Source organism: Chryseobacterium sp. MYb328 (assembly GCF_037572595.1).
Taxonomy (GTDB): domain Bacteria; phylum Bacteroidota; class Bacteroidia; order Flavobacteriales; family Weeksellaceae; genus Chryseobacterium; species Chryseobacterium pennae.
On record NZ_JBBGZQ010000005.1, the window covers coordinates 1 to 22,286 of the forward strand.

At 34.6% G+C, this 22,286-nt stretch carries 18 protein-coding genes; 3 read left to right on the plus strand and 15 right to left on the minus strand.

Translation table 11 applies throughout. The features are described 5' to 3' along the window. Positions 1-533: 533 nt before the first annotated feature. From WH267_RS07030 to WH267_RS07090, 13 genes are all read right to left on the minus strand, one after another. The gene (locus WH267_RS07030) at positions 534-1,214 is read right to left on the minus strand and encodes a hypothetical protein (RefSeq protein WP_340006859.1); all 681 of its coding nucleotides are present in this window, start codon (positions 1,212-1,214) and stop codon (positions 534-536) included. A 4-nt stretch (positions 1,215-1,218) separates the two neighbouring features. Next, positions 1,219-2,082, minus strand: coding sequence for a dTDP-4-dehydrorhamnose reductase (gene rfbD, locus WH267_RS07035; RefSeq protein ID WP_340006861.1), 864 nt, complete (start codon positions 2,080-2,082; stop codon positions 1,219-1,221). 45 nt (positions 2,083-2,127) lie between these two features. Further along, positions 2,128-2,613, minus strand: a complete 486-nt coding sequence (locus tag WH267_RS07040) for an acyl-CoA thioesterase (RefSeq protein ID WP_115970018.1) — start codon at positions 2,611-2,613, stop codon at positions 2,128-2,130. 70 nt (positions 2,614-2,683) lie between these two features. Continuing rightward, the gene (locus WH267_RS07045; RefSeq protein WP_115970017.1) at positions 2,684-3,187 is read right to left on the minus strand and encodes an OmpH family outer membrane protein; all 504 of its coding nucleotides are present in this window, start codon (positions 3,185-3,187) and stop codon (positions 2,684-2,686) included. 66 nt (positions 3,188-3,253) lie between these two features. Then, positions 3,254-3,808 carry an OmpH family outer membrane protein gene (locus WH267_RS07050; RefSeq protein WP_115970030.1) on the minus strand — a complete coding sequence of 185 codons (555 nt, stop codon included), beginning with the start codon at positions 3,806-3,808 and terminating at the stop codon, positions 3,254-3,256. A gap of 8 nt (positions 3,809-3,816) precedes the next feature. After that, entirely contained in the window at positions 3,817-6,351 is a 2,535-nt protein-coding gene (bamA, locus tag WH267_RS07055; RefSeq protein ID WP_115970016.1) for an outer membrane protein assembly factor BamA, read from the minus strand. Positions 6,352-6,378: 27 nt separating this feature from the next. After that, complete coding sequence (locus WH267_RS07060) at positions 6,379-7,128, minus strand: isoprenyl transferase (RefSeq protein WP_115970015.1); 750 nt, start codon at positions 7,126-7,128, stop codon at positions 6,379-6,381. 5 nt (positions 7,129-7,133) lie between these two features. After that, the gene (gene porG / locus WH267_RS07065) at positions 7,134-8,024 is read right to left on the minus strand and encodes a type IX secretion system protein PorG (RefSeq protein WP_115970014.1); all 891 of its coding nucleotides are present in this window, start codon (positions 8,022-8,024) and stop codon (positions 7,134-7,136) included. Positions 8,025-8,237: 213 nt separating this feature from the next. After that, positions 8,238-10,730, minus strand: coding sequence for an exopolysaccharide transport family protein (locus WH267_RS07070; protein ID WP_115970013.1), 2,493 nt, complete (start codon positions 10,728-10,730; stop codon positions 8,238-8,240). Between the two features lie 4 nt (positions 10,731-10,734). After that, positions 10,735-11,604 (minus strand): polysaccharide biosynthesis/export family protein, encoded by an 870-nt coding sequence (locus tag WH267_RS07075; RefSeq protein WP_115970012.1) that lies wholly within the window; start codon positions 11,602-11,604, stop codon positions 10,735-10,737. Between the two features lie 35 nt (positions 11,605-11,639). After that, positions 11,640-12,758, minus strand: a complete 1,119-nt coding sequence (locus WH267_RS07080) for a glycosyltransferase family 4 protein (RefSeq protein ID WP_115970011.1) — start codon at positions 12,756-12,758, stop codon at positions 11,640-11,642. A gap of 103 nt (positions 12,759-12,861) precedes the next feature. Then, a complete protein-coding gene (locus WH267_RS07085; protein WP_340006872.1) occupies positions 12,862-13,863 on the minus strand; it encodes a glycosyltransferase family 2 protein in 1,002 nt (333 codons plus the stop codon). A 3-nt stretch (positions 13,864-13,866) separates the two neighbouring features. Further along, positions 13,867-14,937, minus strand: a complete 1,071-nt coding sequence (locus WH267_RS07090) for a formimidoylglutamase (protein ID WP_115970009.1) — start codon at positions 14,935-14,937, stop codon at positions 13,867-13,869. A 324-nt stretch (positions 14,938-15,261) separates the two neighbouring features. On the opposite strand from WH267_RS07090, the gene WH267_RS07095 reads away from it, so the two are divergent. From WH267_RS07095 to WH267_RS07105, 3 genes are read left to right on the plus strand one after another with little or no spacing between them, the layout of a single operon-like run. After that, positions 15,262-16,704: a hypothetical protein gene (locus WH267_RS07095; protein WP_115970008.1), complete on the plus strand. Its 1,443-nt coding sequence runs from the start codon at positions 15,262-15,264 to the stop codon at positions 16,702-16,704. 18 nt (positions 16,705-16,722) lie between these two features. Next, positions 16,723-17,307, plus strand: a complete 585-nt coding sequence (locus tag WH267_RS07100) for a DUF6705 family protein (protein WP_115970007.1) — start codon at positions 16,723-16,725, stop codon at positions 17,305-17,307. 54 nt (positions 17,308-17,361) lie between these two features. Further along, the gene (locus WH267_RS07105) at positions 17,362-18,180 is read left to right on the plus strand and encodes a hypothetical protein (protein ID WP_115970006.1); all 819 of its coding nucleotides are present in this window, start codon (positions 17,362-17,364) and stop codon (positions 18,178-18,180) included. Positions 18,181-18,305: 125 nt separating this feature from the next. Here the strand turns inward: WH267_RS07105 and topA are convergent, their stop codons facing one another. Further along, on the minus strand, positions 18,306-20,867 hold the full coding sequence (gene topA / locus WH267_RS07110; protein WP_115970005.1) for a type I DNA topoisomerase: 2,562 nt from the start codon (positions 20,865-20,867) through the stop codon (positions 18,306-18,308). Positions 20,868-20,921: 54 nt separating this feature from the next. Then, positions 20,922-22,070 carry a hypothetical protein gene (locus WH267_RS07115; protein WP_340006880.1) on the minus strand — a complete coding sequence of 383 codons (1,149 nt, stop codon included), beginning with the start codon at positions 22,068-22,070 and terminating at the stop codon, positions 20,922-20,924. Between the last annotated feature and the right edge of the window lie 216 nt (positions 22,071-22,286).

Genomic DNA, 22,286 nt, shown 5'->3' on the forward strand with positions numbered 1-22,286 from the left:
TATATTGTATGTCAATGATCTTTATATCTTTCGCTTTATAATGAAGCACTCTCTTCTGTCAGTGGCGCTCCATATTTGCGAGTGCAAAAGTAAAACTTTATTTTGATTTGACCAAATGTTTTGAAAGAAAATTTTAAAGTTTTTTTTGATAACCTTAACTCCTTTCCAAAACCCTCAATCTCTCTACTCCTGCGCTCCCGTTTTATTGGGACTGCAAAGATACAAACTTTATTTTAACCCGCAACTTTTTAAAGTAAAAAGTGAAAGTTTTTTTCGTCTGTCTCTTTCGTAGTATATAATGTTTCTGCTTATCTAAAAGCTCTCCTGCGCTTACTGAATCTCTTTCGTTTTTCAGTGGGGCAAAGATAGAGTCTTCTCCATTACCACGCAACTTTATTTAACATAAAGTTTACATTAAAGTAATATAAAACCCTTAAAGCTCTGATTAGTTGAGAGAAAAATTTTAAACAAATTTTAATTAATCCGCTATCTTAATATAGGTAAAAGATACATTGATACTTTTAATGACAATTTTATGGAGTCTTTTCAGTATAAATAGCGCTTAAAAACTCCGCAAATGATTTTTCCAAACCAATAACATCTCCTGATTTCAGGTTTAAGCCTCCAACTCCAGAAGTGTCCGGCTTAATTTTTAAAGATGAGATCTGAAAATACAGATTGTCATCATTGGTTTTAGGCTGTACTTTCACCGTTGACCCTAAAAGTTTCCTGGTTGAGATGGTATAAACTTCTCCAGGAACAATTTTAAATTTTAAAAATGACCTTGGTGTTATGGTATAGTCCTTCTTATTAACATTGATCTTCTGATCTTTTTCAGAGGAAGCAAATATATAGAGAGAACCATCCAGAGTTTTCAATTTTTCTTTCGGGGTATAATATAATGCTATCTTATAATTGGACGGATTGAAAGCCTGAGGTGATCCGTCAATATTTTCAAAAGGTTTTATAACAAAAGTATTGGCACCAATTTCTTTTGCTTTTTTATATACTAATGAAAAAACTGTTGCATCATCTTTTGAGAACCCCTGTACTTCTGCTTCTCCTAAATAAATTGCTTCATTTTCTGCATTATCTTTTTTATAGAGAAACTTATCTGCATTATCACTGGTTTTCTCAACCTTACTCAGATAAACATTTTGTGCATTCCAAAGCTGAATACACAATACGGAAAAGATGATGGCTATATTTTTCATAAAATTATTGTTGTATAAGTAAGTCAACACATTCTTCAAGGCTATATTCCCAGTGTTTTGGTTCAATTTTATAAACCTCCTCTATTTTATCCAGAGACATTGTACTTCTTACAGGTCTTTTGGCTGGAGTTGGATATTGCTCGGTGGTTAATGGGTTCAACTGTACTGAAGATTTTGAAAACTCTGCAATTTTCTTTGCGAACTCAAACCAAGTAGTTTCCGGATAGTTTGAAAAGTGGAAAATTCCAAAGGTTTTATGAGGAGCTTCAATAATTTCCATGATGGCTGCTGCAAGGTCATTAGCATTTGTAGGCTGCCCAAACTGATCCGCTACGATTCCCAATTCGGTTTTCTGGGAAAAGAGATTCAACATTGTTTTCACAAAGTTCCTATTAAACTCTGAATACAACCATGAAGTTCTCAGAATAATTGTTTTAGGGTTAATTTCCAATGCAAGTTCTTCCCCTTGTCTCTTTGATTCCCCATACACTCCTATCGGATTGGTAAAATCATCTTCTGAGTAAGGCAGGTTTGTATCTCCATCAAAAACATAGTCTGTAGACACATGGATCAGAATGGTTTTATGCTCAATACATGCCTGAGCAAGGTTGGCTACACCATCTGCGTTTACAGCAAATGCTCTTTCATTTTCTTTTTCCGCCAAATCTACAGCTGTATATGCGGAAGCATTGATACAGTAATCCGGTTTATTATCATAGAAAAAGTCATTAACCTGTTCTTCACTGGTCACATCTAAGGTTGCAGAATCTGTAAAAAGAAATTCATATTGATTTTCAAAATCGGGAGCTATTTTTCTGATACAGTTTCCTAATTGGCCATTACTACCTATTACTGCTATTTTTTTCATATATTATTAATTTAAACAATTAAAAAATTCTCAATAGAAATGCGACTAAGAATTTTTTGCATTCTGGGATCTTAAAAACTTAACTCTTGCCTGGAAGTCTTTTTGTGGAAGGTCTACATAAAACTTATGGAAAGTTTCTTTTATATCTTCCGGATGAATTTCTGACTTTCTCGTTTTTATGTTGAAATAAATAACGGTTACCCAAAGAACGGCATGAACAGTCTTTTCGTCTAAGCTTTTCATCAGAATTTCAACTTTGGCTGTTCTATCCTGTATGTCGATGGTTTTGCTACTGATGACTACCTGGGTATTGTATCTTACTTCCTTCAGGTAAGCTATTTCGTTCTGAATGGCAATCCAGGTACAGCCTGTCTGTTTGGTATATTCTTCATAAGTAAATCCGTAAAATGTCTCTACATGATCTTCTCTGGCATTGAACATATAATCAAGATATTTTACATTATTCAAATGACCAATCGGGTCGCAATCACTAAACCTTACTTTTACGATAGTTGATACTTCTTTTTCCATTTCGCAAAAATAAACAAACCGCCTCTTTTAGAGGCGGTTTGTCTTATAAATCTTTGTTAATTTGCTGAAATTATTGAATTCCTAATTCTTTCTTTACAGCAGCCGTAGCATCAGCTCCAGCTTTATAAAGGAATGCAGGTGAATTTCCATCCATTACATACTCATAACCGTTAGCTTTAGATACTTTTTCTACAGCGTCGTTCAATTTTTTCTCAATTGGTCCGAAAGCTACTTCTTGCTTAGCCTGAAGATCTTTTTGAGCTTTATCCTGCATTTGAGCTATTTCTTCCTGAATTTTTTGTAATTCACCTTCTCTAGCTTTGTTTTCGTCTGCAGATTTCTTAGGAGCTTCTTCGCTATATTGCTTCAATTTAGCTTGCCCAGCATCGTATTTTTTCTTGATCTCAGCTTGTTTAGTATCGTAGAATGTTTTAAGGTCAGCATCTGCTTTTTTCTTTTCAGGCATTGCATTAAGAACTCCCAATACATCTAAAGTAGCCATTTTTTGAGCTTTTGCCATACCTACAGAAACAACCATCATTACTGCTGCAAATAATACACTTAATTTTTTCATAATTGGTAAATAAATAATTTAATTTGTTTTTAGATTTCAAATTTACGTAAAAGTTAATTTAAAATTTTACTTTTTACTTTTACTTGTAGTTTTCTCTTTTTTATCTGATCCTTTCAGTAAAATAGTTAATACTTTTTCTGTATAATCATATTTTCCCTGAAGAAAAATAACACTAATGTTATTGCTTTTATCAAGAACTATGCCCAACCCATTTTTTTCGGACATTGTTTTGATGGCTCCCCAGATCTGATCCTGGAATGGTAAAACGAGGTTTGTTCTCAGTTTTGTTATTTCCCCATTGGATCCGAAACGTAAACTTGTAGTGGTTTTGATATTTTTATCAAGATCTACAACTTCTTTTTCTCTAAGCTTTAGCTGGTCACCTATTAATAACACTTTTTCACTTTCAAAAGCCGCTTTTTTTCTTTCATACTCTGACTGCATATTCTGAAGTTCAGACTGCCAGGTATCGATCTGAGAATTCAATCTCGCTTCGGCTTCTTTATACTGAGGTAATTTATTTAAAATCTCATTAGTATCTACTACTCCTATTTTCTGGGCATTTCCCAACCCGAAAAGTAAGAGCAATACAAAAGTGATGGTTATTTTAAAGTTCTTCATATTTATAATTATAATGATTGGTTCATCAAGAAGTGCTGTTGCCATCCTGATGGGTTTCCTGACATTGTCTTATCAAATCCATAAGCAAAATCAAACCCGATCAATCCGAAGGCACCCATATACACTCTAACTCCGACCCCTACTGATCTCTTCAGCTGGAATGGGTTATAGTTACTCCATGAATTCCAAACGTTACCTCCTTCAGCAAATGTCAATGCATAAATTTTAGCTGTTTGATTCAATGAGATTGGATATCTTAATTCCAGTGTAAATCTGTTATAGATTGTTCCTCCTCCTCTTTGTGTAATATCATTCGGCTCACCACCGTTATTACTCTGTGTATCATATCCTCTTAAAGGAATCAGTTCTCGACCGTCATATCTACCTCCGAATAATCCTGTACCTCCTACATAGAATCTTTCAAATGGTGGAGCTCCAAGAGTTTTGTTATATCCATCCATGAATCCCATTTCAGCAGAAGATCTTAAAACCAGTTTACCAGCAACTTCATTATAGACGTCCGCTTTAAACTTGATTTTATAGAATTCCATCCAATTATATTTATCAGCAGCTTTCATTGTAGAGTAATCTTTATTACTGAATAATGAATATGGTGGTGTCAGTTTTGCAGAAAGTTCAATATTGGAACCCATTGTCGGGAAGATAGGATCTACCCCGGCAGAGTTTCTGCTTAAACCTAAGTTAATACTAAAGTTATTAGCTGATCCGTTGCTTTCTATTTCATTACCAAACAGGAATTGATAGTTATTAAAGTCATATCTCTGGAACTGTAATCCTGTATACAGAGAGAAATAGTCATCCGGCCAGTTCAGAAGTCTGTTCAGACCTACTGATGCCGAGAAGATATTAAGCTTCTGAGCAGCTCCGTATTGATCACTATATTTTACTCTTGAGCTATTCAAACTCACAGAAAGTGCAGTAGGTCTTGTTCCGAACAACCAAGGCTCCACGAATGACACTCCATAGTTCTGGAAATACTGTCCTGCCTGTACCTGGATGGAGAAAGTCTGACCATCTCCCTGTGGCACCGGTTTAAAGTCTTTGAACTTAAGGAAGTTTCTTAAGGAGAAGTTATTAAACGTCAATCCAAGAGTACCAATAAAGCTATTTCCTCCATAACCTGCCTGTAGCTGAACCTGAGAAGATCCTTTTTCTACAAGTTTCCAGTTTACATCTACAGTATTATCTGCCTGGTTAGGCTGAATGTCCTGTCCGATCTGTTGGGGATCAAAGAATGACATTCCTGCCAAGTCAAAATAGGTTCTTTTGATCTCAGTCTTTTTAAATAATTCTCCCGGTTTTGTTCTTAATGCTCTAAGAATTACGTGGTCATGGGTTGTAACATTTCCTTGCCATGTTACTTTATTCCATGTAGCCTGTTCTCCTTCATTAACCCTGATCTCAAGGTTCACGGCATCGCCATTCACCGATTTTTCAACAGGGGTTACATTTGAGAAAAGGTATCCGTTATTCATATAAACGGATTTAATATCTGAATCATCTTCTTTACCTCCGTCTTCTCCAACTTTTTTGTTGAATCCTACAGCATCGTAGATATCTCCTTTTTTATATCCTAATAATCTTTGTAAATATTCTGTAGAATAAACCGTATTCCCGGTGAAAGTAATGTCACCGATATAATACTTTTTACCTTCATTAAGCTTTACATTGATCTCATAGTTGTTTTTCTTATTTCTCCATACTGAATCAGAAACGATTTTAGCATCTCTATATCCTAAGGAGTTATAATAATTGACAAGGTTCTGTTTATCTTCCTGATATTTATCTTCAATGAATTTAGAAGACTTCAAAATCCCCCCAATACTGAAACGTTTCTGTTTTGTTTCTTTAAAGGCTTTATTTCTAAGTTTTCTGTCGGTCACACTTTGGTTTCCTTCAAATTCAATATGGTCGATTTTAATTTTTTTACCCTTATCTACGGTAATCGTCCAGTCTACCAAAGCAGGATCTCCGGCATTTACTCTATCCTCAATACTGATTTTAGCATCGGCAAAACCTTTTTTGATATAGTCTTTCGGGATGTTTGTCTTAAGACCTGACACCAGGTTTTGAGTAATCTTTGTACCTGGCTTCAGGTTGTTATCTTTAGCCAGTTTTTCACTTTTTGATTTCCCAATTCCTTTGCCCTTGAATTTCACTTCTCCAAGTTCTTTCAGATCCTGAAGATAGAATTTAAGAACTACAGTTTGTCCTTCAATACTTTGAACGTATACTTCCACTTCAGAAAAAGATTGGGTATCCCAAAGCTTTTTAACAGCATTACTGATTTTCTGTCCTGGAATATCTACGCTTTCTCCTTTGGATAAGCCTGTAAACCTCAGGATCTGAGCTGGCGTATATTTTTTTACCCCATCTACAACAATGTCTTTAAGTGTATAAGTACCTACCTCATTGTCTGCATGCACAGCATTGTTTACTTTTGTGCTGTCTTGTGGAGTTACTTGTCCATAAAAATGTGCAGAAGCAGCAAACATAATGATGGGTAATAGTCTAAACTTCATTTTATCGAGTCTTTCTTTTCTTTAAAATTATTGGCCTTGTATCTGCTCTCCGGTTAATCCGTATCTTCTTTCTTTGTTTTGATAATCAACAATACATTGAAAGAAAATATCTTTAGAGAAATCTGGCCACAGAACATTTAAAAACTGTAGTTCAGCATAAGCAATCTGCCAAAGAAGGAAGTTGCTTATTCTTATTTCACCGCTGGTTCTTATCAGCAGATCTACAGGAGGAAAATCTTTGGTATAGAGATAATTTTCGAATAATTTTTCATCTATATTCTCTACGTCTACTTTTCCTTCTTTTACGTCTGAACTGATATTTTTTACGGCATTCAGTATTTCATTTTGTGAGCCATAGCTAATAGCCAGTACAAGGTTACCTTTTGTGTTTTCTTTTGTAAGTTCTACCACACGTTCCAGTTGTTCTCTTACTAAGGCAGGCAGTTTTCCAAGATTCCCTATAACATGCATTCTCAATCCTTTGCTAAAGATCTCTTCTGCTTCCAGCAGTAAAGTTTCTACAAGCAAGTTCATGAGTGTATTTACTTCTTCACTGGGACGATTCCAGTTTTCTGAAGAAAATGTGTACAGTGTTAAATAGGGGATATTGATCTCATTACATGCATTAATGGCATTTCTTACTGCATTAATGGCATTTTTGTGACCGAAGGATCTTTCTTCGCCACGAGATTTCGCCCATCTTCCATTACCATCCATAATGATGGCTACGTGTTTTGGTAAATTCTCAGAATTTATTTTATCTTTAATCAACGACATATTAATTAATCACAATAACATGGAGGTCTTCCAAACGAAAACGTTAATCCTAAACTGAATGTATTGATCCAGTCATTAGATCTACTATCTCCAATATTTCTCTTTTTAATAAACTCTTCTTCTCTTTCTTTGGCAACAGCATAATAGTTACCAGACTGTAATAAAGAACCTCCTGTAACCGGATCAAGGATATCGGCATTAAAGGAACTTTTCACATCTTCAGAAAGAATTTTACTATGATCAAGCTGATCAGTTAAAGTATATCTAAAGGTTGCTTCTGCAAATATAGCCCAAGTATGGTTAAATTTGTATTTTAAACCTACTCCAAAAGGGATATGCATGGTAACTTTTTTTCCTAACGTATATTCGGTAGTAGTTTTAAAGTCCGTTTCATTGATAGGAGCTAATGCCACACCGTCAGGATCTCTTCTGAAATCATGTGAAAGATCAGCTTTAGGGGCATCAAACATCAGCGCACCCAGACCTCCAAAAATATATGGACTCACCATACTTATCTGTTCATTATTTACAGGGAAAAAATTATATTCAAACATTAAGCTTGCTTCATATACGTTATTTTTCCCGTATGCATTTCTATTTCTTCTATATTCTTCTTTCGCAGCTTTATCGCTAAACTGAATCTGGTTATACCCTAAATCCAATCTAACAGTCTGATGCGGGTTAAAATTAAATCTGTATAAAATTCCTCCATAAAACGGGATCCCCCAATCCGACATTCTATTTAAATCCAACGGCTTTTGTAAAATATAACTTGTGCTCCCTACATCACCCACTAGGCTACTCATACCTAGACGAACCCCCAATTCGTTTCTTTGTGCTTTAACACTTACCACTCCAAGGAAGGCAAGGAAGCTAAACAATAATTTTTTATTCATAAAAGAATATGGATTTATGGTTATTTTAAAATTTAATTTTTGCAAATATAAAACATTTTTATATTAATGATAATCTTAATGTTTAGTTAAAAATAAACAAAAAAACATAATTTGTTATAAAGTAAACGGCAAACTGGCAAAAATATTCTTTTTTTCATAGAATGAAAATTCACAAAGTATGAAAAAACCCCCATCAAATGAGGGTTTAAGGCTCTATTTTTTATTAAACATTGCCTGTACTTTGTTCCGTATTCTAATCAATAACGGTTCTTTATAATTTTTATCTTCATCAAAATAACCATAACCATAGCCATATCCGTAGCCATAACCATATCCATAACCCTGTTTGGTATTATAGTCATTGTAAACAAGTCCTAAATGTTCAATTTCATTATTCTGATATTTCTCTGTAATAAGTTTCATCATATACTTCTCTGTATATTCATGACGTACTACATAGATATTGGCATCAGAATATTTCATCAGTTCATAGGAATCTGCTACAAGACCTACCGGTGGTGAATCTATAATAATGTAGTCATATTTTTCTTTCAGTTCCTCTATAAATTTCACATTCTTCTGGCTCATCAGTAATTCTGAAGGATTCGGAGGGATAGGTCCTGAAGTGGCAACGTCCAGATTAGGAATTTTTGTGGTATTAATAATCTGATCAATATTTACTTCTCCTGTAAGGTAATTTGATATACCATATTTGTTATCAATCTTAAAGTCTCCGAATATTTTAGGTTTTCTAAGGTCCATTCCCAAAAGGATTGTTTTCTTATCACTTAATCCTAATACAGAGGCCAGATTAATGGAAACATAAGTCTTTCCTTCTCCACCTACGGAGGAGGTCACCAGGATTACTTTACCATTTTCCTGTTCATTATGCATCAGGAACCTCATATTGGCTCTAATACCCCTAAACGCCTCTGAAACAGATGATTTCGGCTGATCCAAAACAGTAAGCATATTTTCACTATTGTTATTCCCGATCACTCCAAGAAGCGGAATCTTCGTAGCACCAAGCAATTCTTTGATGTTTCTGATTTTATTATCCAGCAGTTCACCGATCAGGATAAATAGTATGGGAAGCAATAACATTCCTCCAATTATTCCTGCTTTTGCCATTTTAATATTTGGACTTACAGGTCCCTGCCCGATGTTCTTAGCTGGGTCGATCACACTGATATCAGACTGATTGGTTGCTACATTCAGTCTCGCTTCATTCTGTCTGTTTAAAAGGCTACTGTAGGTAGCTTCAATCATATTATATCCTCTTTCAGCATCCAGATATTTTCTTTCTTTTTCAGGATAAGACTGTAAATCAGAATTAGCATCTGCAACCTGACGGTCAATTTTATTAATCTCATCATAATATTTGGTATAATAATTCTTGAGACTGTTAAAGGAACCTGTTTTAGCTTCACTAATCAACCTATTGACCTCTTTCATTGGTTCAGAAGTAGGTTTATAGATCAAAGCGAGTTCTGATCTTTTTGTATACAGTGCTTTAAGCTCAGTCACAGAAGCAGAGAAAAACCCGTCTTCAAACCCTGCTGCATTGGTAGCAATCATTTTATCAAAATTTTGTGACTGAAGGGTATTTCTAATATTATTCAGAGAAGTGATCTTGCTTACGATATCAGCTTTTTTGGCTTCAAGCTCTTTAATTTCTTCAAGGGACTTTTCATCTCTATTTTTAATGTTATAGAGTTTTTCCGATGTTTTCAGGTAGTTCAGAACTGTGGCGGCTGAATCCAGTTTTTTGCGCATTCCATCAAGGCTCCCCTGCAGATAAACCGTTGTATTTTTGTTGACGATATTTTTATCTTCAAGTCTTTTTTTCTGGAGTTCAGCTACGGATTTATTCAGGAAGCTAACTGTACTGTTAAGATTATAGCCTTTTTTACTGATAATCATAATCGTACTAATCTCTTTATCAAAGCCAACACCAATGGTAGATACAATATCATTAACGCCTTGGTTTATCGTCATTAAGTTGACGATAATATTATCAAGTTTGATATTAGGAGTAACCGGATTCTGAACCAACTTAAATCTCAGATTTGGAGAAGTATACCACTCATTGATTCTGATAATCTTATTGGCAGGTCTGTTATAGGTATTAATATTATGATAGCTTTCTGATTCATAACTATATAAACTGGTAGATTGCCCTTCTTCCGGTAATACTACTTCATAAGTACCATTTCCTTTGGGTAATAATGTAATAGCGTAGTTAATCTGCTGAAGATGCTTTTTATCAATTTCAATAAAAACCGGGGAGTCATACTTGTCCAGATAAGTAGATTTTACAAATCCTTTGGTAGAGTAATTTAAAAAAAGGCTTAATTCTTTAACTAAATACTCGTTATGAGATCTTGAAAAGAGCATTTTCTTTAAATAAACTCCATCCTGATTTCCGCTCTGTCCCCAAATGAAGTTAATAGACTGATTAGGGCTAAAATAACTTGAAGTACTATTCGATATACTCAAAGACAGGTCTGAAGAATATACATTCTGTGCATAATATTTACTATATACCCAAGATATGGCATAGCCAATAAGGAACATAAAAGCAAACCAATACCAGTTTTTAAGTAATCTTCTTAAAAAATGTTCAAAATTAAACAACGCAAAAGTCCCATACTTCTCTTTTGGAGCTTCGCTTTTTCCTACTGCGGTATCTTTTCCTGGAATCATGGGATTAAAGTCTTTGTAGGATTGTATATAGGGTTAACGCTGTTGTAATTGCTGTAACACCGGTAAGCAGGGTCTGAATAGGATCTTTACCGAATCCGTTCAAGCTTTTTCTTCTGGTGTTAAGATAAATTTCATCTCCGTTCTGTAGATAGTAATAAGGAGAGTTCATCAGATCTTCACGGGTAAGATCAATTTTAGCAATTTTAATTCCTTCCGGGAGTTTTCTATGGATAACAATTTCTTTTTTATCAATTGTTCTGTTCAGTCCACCATTAATAGCCAGCGCTTCAGTAATGGTAAGGGTATTCTTATGGGCAACTTTTTCACCTGACATTCCTGTAGTTTCCACGTCACCAAGAATATAATAAGTAATTCCGTCTGTATTCAGTCTCACCTCGGATTTCCCTTCCTGGAAGTTTTCATTTACTTTGCCCTGAATTTCTTTTGCTACATCGTCAAGTGTTCTTCCTTCTGCTTTAATGTAGCCTATTCCGAAAATATTAATATCTCCGTTGTTATCCACTTTCAATCCATTAAAATAGAAATTGACATTTCCTCCGATCGTTGAACCTACTCCACCTGCTCTTCCACCACTTGCCGCTGAACTGTTTATAGCTCCGCCCCCCGTTCCGCCTGAAACGTTATAAGCAGAGTAAAACTGTGCAGCATCTCCTTTGGGAGTGGTCAAAATATTAAGGTTAAGCATATCATTTTTGGTAATCCTGTAGATAGGGATATTGTAGGGAACAAGACCTTCTTCATTAACTACAAGGCTCTCACTAGGCTGTAAGTATCTTACATCTTTTGTTGTGATACACGAGGTAACTAAAAAAGGCAATAATATTAAAAATAAATACTTAAAGTTCTTCATCATGTTTGAATATTGTTTACAAAAGTAATATTTAATTGTTAATTTTTCTTATTTCTTAATTTATATATCAGATCCGGCAAATATGCACCTATGAAACCTAATGATATAATAACCAACAGCAAGAGATTCACGTTGAAATGTCTCAGATAATAAGCAACTGCTACGATCATTAAATAGTATAGAATAATATAGAATGTGGATCTTCTATGAGTAAGATCTAGCTTCAGAAGTTTGTGATGTATATGATTCTTATCAGCGTCAAAAGGTGACTTTTTGTTATAAAGTCTTACAAAGATCACATTCAGGGTATCTACAATCGGAAGGATCAGAATGGCTACAGCCACTACCGGAGCAGACTGAAGATGATATTTTGGTACATCAACAAGCTTTTTATCAATAAAAATATCAATAAAACAAATGGACGTGAATGCCAGGAGAAAGCCCAACAGCATGGAACCTGTATCTCCCATGAATACTTTATTCGTTCTGTAATTCGATAAATTATAGTATAAAAAGGCCAAAACAGTACCTATAATCACTACTGACAGAACAACCAGTGGGTAGTTGTATTCTCCTAATCTATAATAGCTTATTCCGAACAATGCACTGCAGATCACAGAATATCCGCCTGCCAGTCCGTCAATCCCGTCAATCAGATTAAAGGCATTGATAAGAATAATAAAAGTTACAATACTGAATAGCACACTCACAAAATAACCCAGTTCATATACTCCGAATATTCCGAATAAGCTTCGGATTCTGATATCTGAACCAATGACAATTAATGAGGACACCAAGATCTGTGCAACGAGTTTTTTGTATGCTCTCATCACCACAATATCATCCATTACACCAATGTACAGTAGGATAATAAGTGAAGCAAAAAGGAATTTATACAGATCAAACAGCTCATAAGCAAAAATGGAAGCACATATCCCAATGGAATAAAAGATAGCAATCCCTCCAAGATTTGGAATTTTTCTAAGATGTGAACTCCTTATACCCGGTTCATCCATCAGGTTCTTCCTTCTGGAGATCTTCACAATGGTAGGTATGGAGAAAAAAGTAATTAAAAAGGAGAATACGAAACCTAATCCTATTTTTACATAGAAAATAGGTATCCCCGATCCGCTTAAGAACAATTCAAAGTTTTTCATTCTTTTCTTATCCTGTACACATTGTTTCTTCAATTAAAAAATTAATGATGCTGATATGCTTCATTATATTCTACTATTCGAAACAATAGTACGTCATTTGTGTTTATATCAATTTTCTTATCAATTTTTTCTGTCCGGCAAAAAATAACAGATAAAAAATCTTTTTTTTCACCGGCAAAGATAAAAGATAATTTGTACCAAAACGACTATAGTTCAATATATCTTGAATTTTTATTTGTCTCTCTCTTATGAAAACAGACAGCTTATCAGACATGCTGTAAAACGCCTGTTCTTCTTTTACAAAAGCCAGATAGGCCAGAAAAGAATACACTCCTTCAAAAATCTGAAAGTTTTTCAGCTCTTTTCTCTTATGAGCGTATTTTGATTTTCCAAAAACATTTTCCACATCCTGTACTGCCTTCAGTATATCAAGTCCTTTTTCCGTATGAGTCTTTGTAATAGAATCTGTACGTTCAAGGTATTGATAATGAAAGTTCTGAGTCTGGGCAATCGTTTCACTTTCCAGAAGCAACTGCGGAATAAGCTGAATATCTTCAAAATGAACTCCTTTTTTAAATCTTTTCTGATTAAAAAGTTCTTTTTTAAACAATTTATTGCAGGCAAAATAGCTGATATCCGAAAAAACAGAAAAATGATCTTCCAGTTTTATTTTTTCCGGCATATGGGGAATCTGTGTCAGCTTTTGGGTTACCTGTCCGTTTTCATCTACTTTCTGAATATTGCAGATCACAATTTCCGACTGATGCTTTTCAGCCAGCAGGATCATTTCTTCAAACATTGTTTCTGCAACATAATCATCACTGTCCACAAAGCCGATATAATCTCCGGTCACCCTGTCCAACCCAAAATTTCTGGCATCACTTAATCCGCCGTTTTCCTTGGTAAAAGCTCTTATTTTGTTGGGATATTTTTCAGCATATTCTTTAATGATCTTCCCGGAATTGTCTTTACTTCCATCATCTATCACAAGAATTTCAATATGCTGATGACTCTGATTCACCAGGGAATTGAGGCATTTTGTCAAATAACTTTCGACATTATAAACAGGTACAATGATGGAAATTCTTGAGGGAACGTTTGTCATACATTAAAATTTCGTCAGTCTTGCATTCAGCCAGCCTTTTTTAGCATCATCAAAATCCTTTCTTGAGCAGGGAATGCAGTTTTCTATATTTTCATCGTCACCAAAATACCACAAATTACTGAAAGTATCACGCTTAAATGCAAATTGCCTGTCATCTATCAGAACATAGAACATTTCATATTGCCTTTCTTTGGGATGTGAGTGCTGGATATTGATTCCTTCGATCAGATACCACAGCATCTGTGCCAGTAGCTGATGGTTCAGCTGATTTTCTGAATAAATATTATAATTAAAGATCCCTACCGTCTTCAGGTCTTCACTCAGACCGATTTCTTTCATATAGGCACAAATCTCTCTTCTGTTCAATCCATTTACTTGTGGATTCATAGAAAAAGGCTCACTAAAGCTTTCAATAGCATCACAATTTACTGTAACCAGATCTGCTTTTCTGAAGAAAGGTTCTGTTTTCTCTGTAGAATTCATCATTTCGGCTAAGCGGATGATATCAAACTCCACTTCTTTGATGAGTCGTACAGAATCCATTTCGTTCAAATGCTTCTGATACCCTAAATGATGATAATTTTTAATGGAAAAATTCTTAGCACCTAAAATTTTCCCTAAAAATGTATATTCATTGATCTCTTCTCCCTGTTTAAGGGAAATAATATTACTAATCTGGGTATAATTGATGCTTTTCTGGTGGAAATTCAAGGCTGAAAACAGTGAAAATGCAAAATCATTGGAACCTCCGATAATTACCGGAAGTGCTCTTTTATAATGACAGGCAGACAAAACTTCCTGTAAAATATAATGGGTATCCTGAACAGATTTTCCTGAAACCAGATCGCCAAGATCCACTATCGGAATTTCAAAATCCAATTGTGAAAGTTTATAAAATTCTTTTCTGACCGCCGTAAAATCCTGTACCTCTGCATCGCCGCCTGCTCCTCTATAATCTGAGACAAACAAAAGAACAATACTGTCTTCTCTTATATCTTTTGTGATCCTATTCCCGATCTGCCAGCTTTCTGTTTTAAAATTTCTTGGTGAAATGATAAAGTCTTCAAAATCCATATTTTAACCTGAAAATATAATAGTTTAATAATTGCTTGATCTAACAAACATACAAAAAAACACCGCAACTGAGAATCCTGCGGAGACTTTTATTCATAAAAAAAGCCGCTAACACTATTTGTTAACGGCTTTGTATTATATGATTAATATTACTTATTCTTAGCAGATATAATGCTTAGTTCATTCAATAAACCATTATCTTATTTTTTTGTTTTCTATTTTAAAATCCCTGTTGTTCTATATAATTTAAATTTCAAATAAAATATAATATTTTATCACACATTGGTGATAAAATATTATATTTACCAAATTAAAAAAACATCTATGAGAGGAAAAATTATTCTTCGGTTGGCCCTGTTATCAGTGCTGACGCTTTCTATCTATTCCTGCCGGACGGAAGATGAAGTACTTCCCCAAGAAGAGCAGGCTCAATTCAGGGCTCCTATTGAAATGTTCCTGAAATTTGAAGAGAAAGCTCAGGCTGATCCTGAATTCAGATCTCAGAACAGGCAGCAGGCATCCGGTCAAACTAACCAAAAGAATGCCTCTTACAATACCTCTCCAGTAAATATTCCTATTTCTCAGGTGAGCTATAAACTACCATTCAGAGAAACCATAGAATCATTTTTCCAAAACAATCCTGCCTTAGGGCTGGAGTTCTATAAAGATTTTGGAAATCCTTTTTATAATGTATCTACCTATACTTATGGAGATAGTTCCAAGGCTATTGCCTTTCCCATTCTCCAGGGAGATCGGGTAACGGCTTTTATTCATGGTATTATTACCCCCAACAGAGATTATGTACAGTTTACCATTGTCCAGAATAATGATCCTGTAACGCTGAGAGTATTAGCCATTCTTCAGGATGCGGTAGATAATCTATATCCCAAAAATCCTACTCCAATGGGGAAATTCGCTAAAGAGCAAAATATTAGGATTAATGATATCGAGGAAATCACCATCATTAAGTTCAATGTTTTTTCTGGTGGCGGAGGCGGTTTCGGATATATGTTCCCTGGAAGAGAGTGGTGGAAGGATACTCCATGGAAGGAAGCTAATGGAGCACATCTGGGCAGTGGAGGAGGAAAAGCAATGTCCGGAGATGGTTCTAAACATAAGTTTCCGGATTATCTGGATCCTGAGGATGATCCATGCGTCAAGTTAAAAAAACAAAATATAGATCCTAATTTCAAAGCCAAAACAGATTTCCTAAAGAAAAAAACAGGGGAAACCTCAGAAAGTGGATTCCGAGTAGGAAACCCTGTTTCGGGATCTGGCCAAACAGGTGCCCAATATCAGGAATTGAGCAACAAACCTGGAACAACTGATCTTGATTTTAAAATCTTTAATACAACTTACGGAATTATGCATTCTCATTATGATGGACTAATTCCAATTTTCTCACCAGGTGATATTAATCTATTTATACAATTACTTAAGAACGCTAAAGCTAATAATATCTCCTCAGGTGAGGTTTTTTTATCTGTAGTTACTAGTAACGGAGTATACCAATTACGAGGTGATGGTATTAATGCTGATAATCTAAATATGTATACTGATGCTCAATTTGGAACTTTAAATAAGGAATACTTAAAATTGATAGGTGATTCAAATATTTCTACAACAGATATTCAAAAAGGATTTTTAAATTTCATGAACAAAAATATGAAGATTGATGGGGCAAAACTTTATGAGGTAAACAATGACGGAAGCAGCACCCAACTACAACTCAACGGAAACAATTTAAAAACTTTAAATTGTCCTTAATTTTAAAAAAAAAAAAAAATGAAAAAAATACTGATTACATTATTGATAGTAAGTATAAACTTAATATCTGCACAACAAATATTTCCATTAAATGCAAATAAGATGGATTATAAAAATGGAGATTATTTCAAAGATCTTGATGGAGAGCTTGATCCTTATACGGGAACATGGAAAGGAGTATGGGAAGGGAAAACTTTATATCTTGAATTAAGAAAAATAAGAGATAGATCAACTTCAAATGATGGAACATATTATGAATCTGATCAAATAATAGGTGAACGAAAAATAATCTCTTCAAATGGAACCGTTGAAATAGATCGGATAACTAATTTTGATGAAAGCTCCTCTGAGTTTTATGGCATTTTCGGACAATACAAGAATTTTTCTCAAAAATACTTATTATTTCAACCAAAAAATATGTGTAACAAAACAGCCAATATAAATATTACTTTTGTTAACAGTCAAAAAACACAGATGAATTTACATTTCCAATACAATCCACTAGGAATTAACGAGTCCTGTCCATATTATAATCGAATTATGGTAGAAGGAAAAGACTGGCCATTTAATTTTCCAAAGGATATCTTACTCACCAAGCAATAAAATATAAAATGTCTTTCCATTTGAAACAGCATTTTATTTTATTTACAACATACTATGAAAAATCAAATCAAAATCAATAATCCATGTCCTGAAAACTGGGATAATATGCAAGATCTTTCTTCAGGAAAATTCTGTGAGAAATGTTCCAAATGTATAATAGACTTTACAAATAAAACAGATGAACAGATTCAGGATATTCTAACAGCTGCTAGCGGAAGAGAAATTTGCGGAAGGACATCAACAAGGTCTTTGGCTTTGGCTGCTGCAGGAATTATTTTAGTAACTAATCTGAGTTTCGCTCAAGCACAAAGTAAAAATAATTTCAGAGATACTACTGAACAACAAACAACGGATATTACAAAGGTATCTGGTAGATTAATATTCAAAGAAACGCAAAAAGCTATTCCAAATGCAGAAATTTTCTTTATAACCCAGAACATTTTTTTGAAATCTACAACTAATGAGAATGGCTATTTTCAGTTAGATGTTCCAAACAATCTTATAGAAGAAGAAAATGTTTTATACTTCAATTTTGATAAATTAAATGAAAAAAGGAAAGAAAAAAATATAAAAGATACTATAAGTGACATCAATTATGGAGATCAAACAATAGTCTTTTCAAGAAAAGAGAAAGTTGAAAATAAGAAATTTCAAATTGATTATAAAGGATTTGAAATTGGAACTGTGGTAGTTGTCGAAAACCCTCCGCCAAATTATTACTATTTCGATGGAAAAAAAATCAGCAAGGAAAAATTTGAAAAATTAAGAAAAGAAAATCCTCAATATCAATATTTTTCTTTTGAAGGAAAAGAAGCTGATATCATTTCTCAAGATAACTTTATAGATACTTTATATCTATTATATTCAAACTAAAAAAGAGGCCATCTCACAACTCGTGAAAATGGCCTCTTTTCTTTATTCTTAGATTATATGAGAGGACTTTCGTTAATTATTCTCAACCTATATCGTTTAATAATTGTAATACACTCTCTTTGCTATTATTTTTTCTTGGCAGCCGGTTTTTTTACAGCTGTGGTTTTCTTAGCAGTGGTTGCCTTTTTCGCAGCTGGTTTTTTCTTTTCTGCAAAGGCATTTTTATCCTGATCGGTGATCCATTTTTTAACCTCATCCAGAGAAATTTCTTTCAATTCTTCTGCATCGTATTTGGTATCATCGTTTTTCTTCGGGATCTTGAACATGGCTTTTCCAAACTTGATAAATGGTCCCCATCTTCCGTTTTCAAGAGATATTTTTTCTTTTTCCCATTGCTGGATATATCTGTTGGCTTCTTTTTCCAGCTTAGCATCAATCAGTTCGTTGATGTCGCTTTGAGAAAGATTATCAAAGTTGTATTTCTTCGGAACGTTTATGAAAATATCTTTGTACTTGATAAATGGGCCGAATCTTCCGCTTCCTTTAGTTACAGGCTCTCCTTTATAAGTTGCAATAGGAGCATCAGCCTTTTTCTTTTCATTGATGATCTGTTCTGCACGGTTTTGATCTACAGAAAGAGGATCTTCTCCTTTTGGAATACTGATGAATGTTTCACCCCATTTCACATAAGGTCCGAATCTTCCTACTCCTACAGAAACGGCATTTCCTTCAAATTCATTCAGTTCGAAAGGTAATTTGAACAGTTCCAATGCTTCTTCAAAAGTAATGGTCGCAATATTCTGTCCGGTCATTAATGATGCAAAGATTGGTTTTTCTTCATCATCTGTCTCCCCGATCTGGATCATTGCTCCAAATCTACCAATTCTTGCATGGACATTTTTACCGGTCTTTGGATCCACTCCCAGAAGCCTGTCTCCTGTTGCACGGTCTGCATTTTCTTCTACATCTTCAATTCTCGGGTGAAATTTCGAGTAGAAATTCGTCATCATTTCCTTCCATTTCTGATCTCCACTGGCAATTTCGTCGAAACTTTCTTCTACTCTTGCAGTAAAGCCATAATCAAGGATTTCCTTGAAATTATCTGTTAAGAAGTCATTCACAACTTCTCCTATATCTGTAGGTAAGAATTTATTTTTATCACCACCGAATTTTTCATCCAGCACCACTTTTTTGATCTTATCTTTTACTAAAGACATTTTGATCACTTCACGGGTCTGTGGTTCGATTTCTCTTTTATCCACATATTCCCTGTTCTGAATGGTCTGAATGGTTGGAGCATAAGTAGATGGTCTACCAATCCCTAATTCTTCAAGTTTTCTCACCAATCCGGCTTCCGTATATCTTGCACTTGGTCTTGTGAATTTTTCTGTAGCTGTGATGGATTTATAGCTTAATACTTCACCAATTTTTACTTTTGGCAATAGTTTGTCATTGTTTTCATCATCATCATCTTCCGTTTTTACAATACCATAAGCTTTCAGGAAACCATCAAAGATGATCACTTCTCCCTGCGCTTCAAAATGATGTGGCAATGATGCATTTCCGATCTCGATAACAGTTTTTTCAATTTTAGCATTCGCCATCTGGGATGCTAATGTTCTTCTGTAAATCAATTGGTACAACTTACTCAACTGTGCATCTCCAATGCTTTTCACTCCGAAATCCGTAGGACGGATAGCTTCGTGAGCTTCCTGTGCAGAAGATGATTTTGTGGTATAATTTCTTGGAGAAGAATATTCTGCTCCATATTCTGAAATAATCTGTTTTTTTGCTCCTTCAATCGCTTCCTGAGATAGATTCACGGAGTCTGTTCTCATATAGGTAATGAATCCTTCTTCATATAACCTCTGAGCAAGACGCATGGTATTGGTCACATTGTATCCTAACCTTGATGAAGCTTCCTGCTGTAATGTAGAAGTAGTAAAGGGAGCGGATGCGGAACGTGTTCCCGGCTTTGTTTCAACATTCAGAACTTTAAATTCTGTAGTTTTTGCCTGCTCAAGGAATTTTTCGGCTTCGGCTTCTTTTTCGAAGTCTTTTTTGAGTTTGGCAGCGATTTCCTGCTCAGTATTGTTTAAGAAAATTCCGTCAAGTTTAAAGCTTGCTTTTGGTACGAATTCACGGATTTCTTTTTCTCTTTCAACAATCAGTCTTACGGCTACCGACTGTACTCTTCCCGCAGATAGTCCTGGTTTTACTTTCTTCCATAAAACCGGAGACATTTCGAAACCTACAATTCTGTCCAGCACTCTTCTTGCCTGCTGGGCATTCACCAGGTTCTGATCAATATCTCTTGGATTTTCAATTGCTTTTAGAATGGCATTTTTAGTAATCTCGTGGAAAACAATTCTTTTCCTGTTTTCGGGTTTCAGTTTCAATTCATCTGCTAAGTGCCATGCAATAGCTTCTCCCTCGCGGTCTTCATCGGAAGCAAGCCAAACCATATCAGCTTTCTTTACTGCAGCCTTTAATTCTGTCACCAATTTCTTCTTGTCTGCTGAAACTTCGTAATCAGGACTAAAGGTGGCAAGATCTATTCCCATCCCTTTTTTAGGCAGATCCCGGATATGCCCGAAACTGGATTTCACTTCAAAATCCTTACCTAAATATTTCTGAATAGTTTTTGCCTTTGCCGGGGACTCTACGATTACTAAATTTTTCGACATTCTAAAAAAAATTTTTTGCAAAAGTAAACCTTTTTTATTATATACTTTTTGAAATCACATTTTATTTAATAATTCAAGGGGAACAACAAAGAGTCTGTAGAGTATTCCCTCGAAAGTGAACCCTTTTCCGGACATTTCCACCCTGTACAGCAGAGACAGCAGGATAATAGCCATTATAATATAGAATTTCCTGTCGATAACGATTGGTTCATAGACATCAATTGAGTTCCCTTTTTTGAGCATCATCGCAAAAAGGATAATCATCAGCATCATATGAATATACATCCATCTCCCCCAGTCTATGGCCAGATAAAACAATGGAAGAGAGAAGATAAAGGTTCCAATCAATAAAATACATAAAATCTTTCGCCCATTTAGATATTTTAAATAATATCCGATATGAAATATACTTATTCCTAAACTGATAAAGTAGAGCAGATATTCATTAAGGTGTTCTTTAATGTATTGTCTTTCATCAATATTCCAGTAAAAAATCCCATAGGTAGGATGCACTCCTCTTCTGCTCAGAATTTCCAGTGACATTCCTTCATTTACATTTTTCCCGAATAACATAATGACAGCAGCAGGAATAATCACGGCAAGGAAGAATTTAATATATCTTCCGATTTCCAGTTTTCCGTTTTTCACATATAAGGCAATCGCAAAATAAGGGATATAAAAGAGTGTAACTTCATGTAAAAGAGTGCTTATAAAAAGCAGAAAACAGAAAATATATTCTTTCTGTTTTGAAAGCTTATCATGATCTAAAAGGTATACGAAATAAGTAAACAGGAGAAATACAATAAATTCTTTCTTTCCTACATAAGTCACCGTATTCAAAAGCCCTACAAACCCTATAGATGACAATAGAAGAGACAGGTAAAGCAGATCTGTTATTTTATATCTGATAAGCTTTGTATAGCACCAGAAGAACAGTGAAATAATTATAAACTGAAAGAAGTAAACAATATAATTCAGGCTAAGCCCTGTTACATCCTGAATAATAAAAAAGAAACTTCCGGACAACCCTCTTCTTTTGAACCCTCCGTCTTCATAGTTAATGAGCCAGTCTGCAAGAATATAACCATCATCTTTAAGATTAAATGCGAGGGTAAATGCGAGGGTATAAATTGCCGTAACGGCGATAAGAAAATAAATAAAGATCTTAATATTAAAATGTTGTACAAATTTCTCTAACCTCATAGTGTATTTTTAAAATCTGTAAAAAAGAAAAGAGCAAACGGCACTAAGCTTTTCTCAATTTTTTACAAGTGCTAAAATTATGAATTTAGACTTATCCATAGGCATATATTTCTTTTTTTTAATATGATTAAGAGGTAACCTTTATTTTAAAGCTGGAAAACAAACAATAAAGCCGGCTCTATAGTAAACCGGCTATCTTTAAGATTCAAACTATAA

What these genes read in the sequence shown, in the direction of transcription:
- WH267_RS07030 (WP_340006859.1), bottom strand. Translation starts at nt 1,214, where the DNA reads ATGAAAAATATAGCCATCATCTTTTCCGTATTGTGTATTCAGCTTTGG.
- rfbD (WP_340006861.1), bottom strand. Translation starts at nt 2,082, where the DNA reads ATGAAAAAAATAGCAGTAATAGGTAGTAATGGCCAATTAGGAAACTGT.
- WH267_RS07040 (WP_115970018.1), bottom strand. Translation starts at nt 2,613, where the DNA reads ATGGAAAAAGAAGTATCAACTATCGTAAAAGTAAGGTTTAGTGATTGC.
- WH267_RS07045 (WP_115970017.1), bottom strand. Translation starts at nt 3,187, where the DNA reads ATGAAAAAATTAAGTGTATTATTTGCAGCAGTAATGATGGTTGTTTCT.
- WH267_RS07050 (WP_115970030.1), bottom strand. Translation starts at nt 3,808, where the DNA reads ATGAAGAACTTTAAAATAACCATCACTTTTGTATTGCTCTTACTTTTC.
- bamA (WP_115970016.1), bottom strand. Translation starts at nt 6,351, where the DNA reads ATGAAGTTTAGACTATTACCCATCATTATGTTTGCTGCTTCTGCACAT.
- WH267_RS07060 (WP_115970015.1), bottom strand. Translation starts at nt 7,128, where the DNA reads ATGTCGTTGATTAAAGATAAAATAAATTCTGAGAATTTACCAAAACAC.
- porG (WP_115970014.1), bottom strand. Translation starts at nt 8,024, where the DNA reads ATGAATAAAAAATTATTGTTTAGCTTCCTTGCCTTCCTTGGAGTGGTA.
- WH267_RS07070 (WP_115970013.1), bottom strand. Translation starts at nt 10,730, where the DNA reads ATGATTCCAGGAAAAGATACCGCAGTAGGAAAAAGCGAAGCTCCAAAA.
- WH267_RS07075 (WP_115970012.1), bottom strand. Translation starts at nt 11,604, where the DNA reads ATGATGAAGAACTTTAAGTATTTATTTTTAATATTATTGCCTTTTTTA.
- WH267_RS07080 (WP_115970011.1), bottom strand. Translation starts at nt 12,758, where the DNA reads ATGAAAAACTTTGAATTGTTCTTAAGCGGATCGGGGATACCTATTTTC.
- WH267_RS07085 (WP_340006872.1), bottom strand. Translation starts at nt 13,863, where the DNA reads ATGACAAACGTTCCCTCAAGAATTTCCATCATTGTACCTGTTTATAAT.
- WH267_RS07090 (WP_115970009.1), bottom strand. Translation starts at nt 14,937, where the DNA reads ATGGATTTTGAAGACTTTATCATTTCACCAAGAAATTTTAAAACAGAA.
- WH267_RS07095 (WP_115970008.1), top strand. Translation starts at nt 15,262, where the DNA reads ATGAGAGGAAAAATTATTCTTCGGTTGGCCCTGTTATCAGTGCTGACG.
- WH267_RS07100 (WP_115970007.1), top strand. Translation starts at nt 16,723, where the DNA reads ATGAAAAAAATACTGATTACATTATTGATAGTAAGTATAAACTTAATA.
- WH267_RS07105 (WP_115970006.1), top strand. Translation starts at nt 17,362, where the DNA reads ATGAAAAATCAAATCAAAATCAATAATCCATGTCCTGAAAACTGGGAT.
- topA (WP_115970005.1), bottom strand. Translation starts at nt 20,867, where the DNA reads ATGTCGAAAAATTTAGTAATCGTAGAGTCCCCGGCAAAGGCAAAAACT.
- WH267_RS07115 (WP_340006880.1), bottom strand. Translation starts at nt 22,070, where the DNA reads ATGAGGTTAGAGAAATTTGTACAACATTTTAATATTAAGATCTTTATT.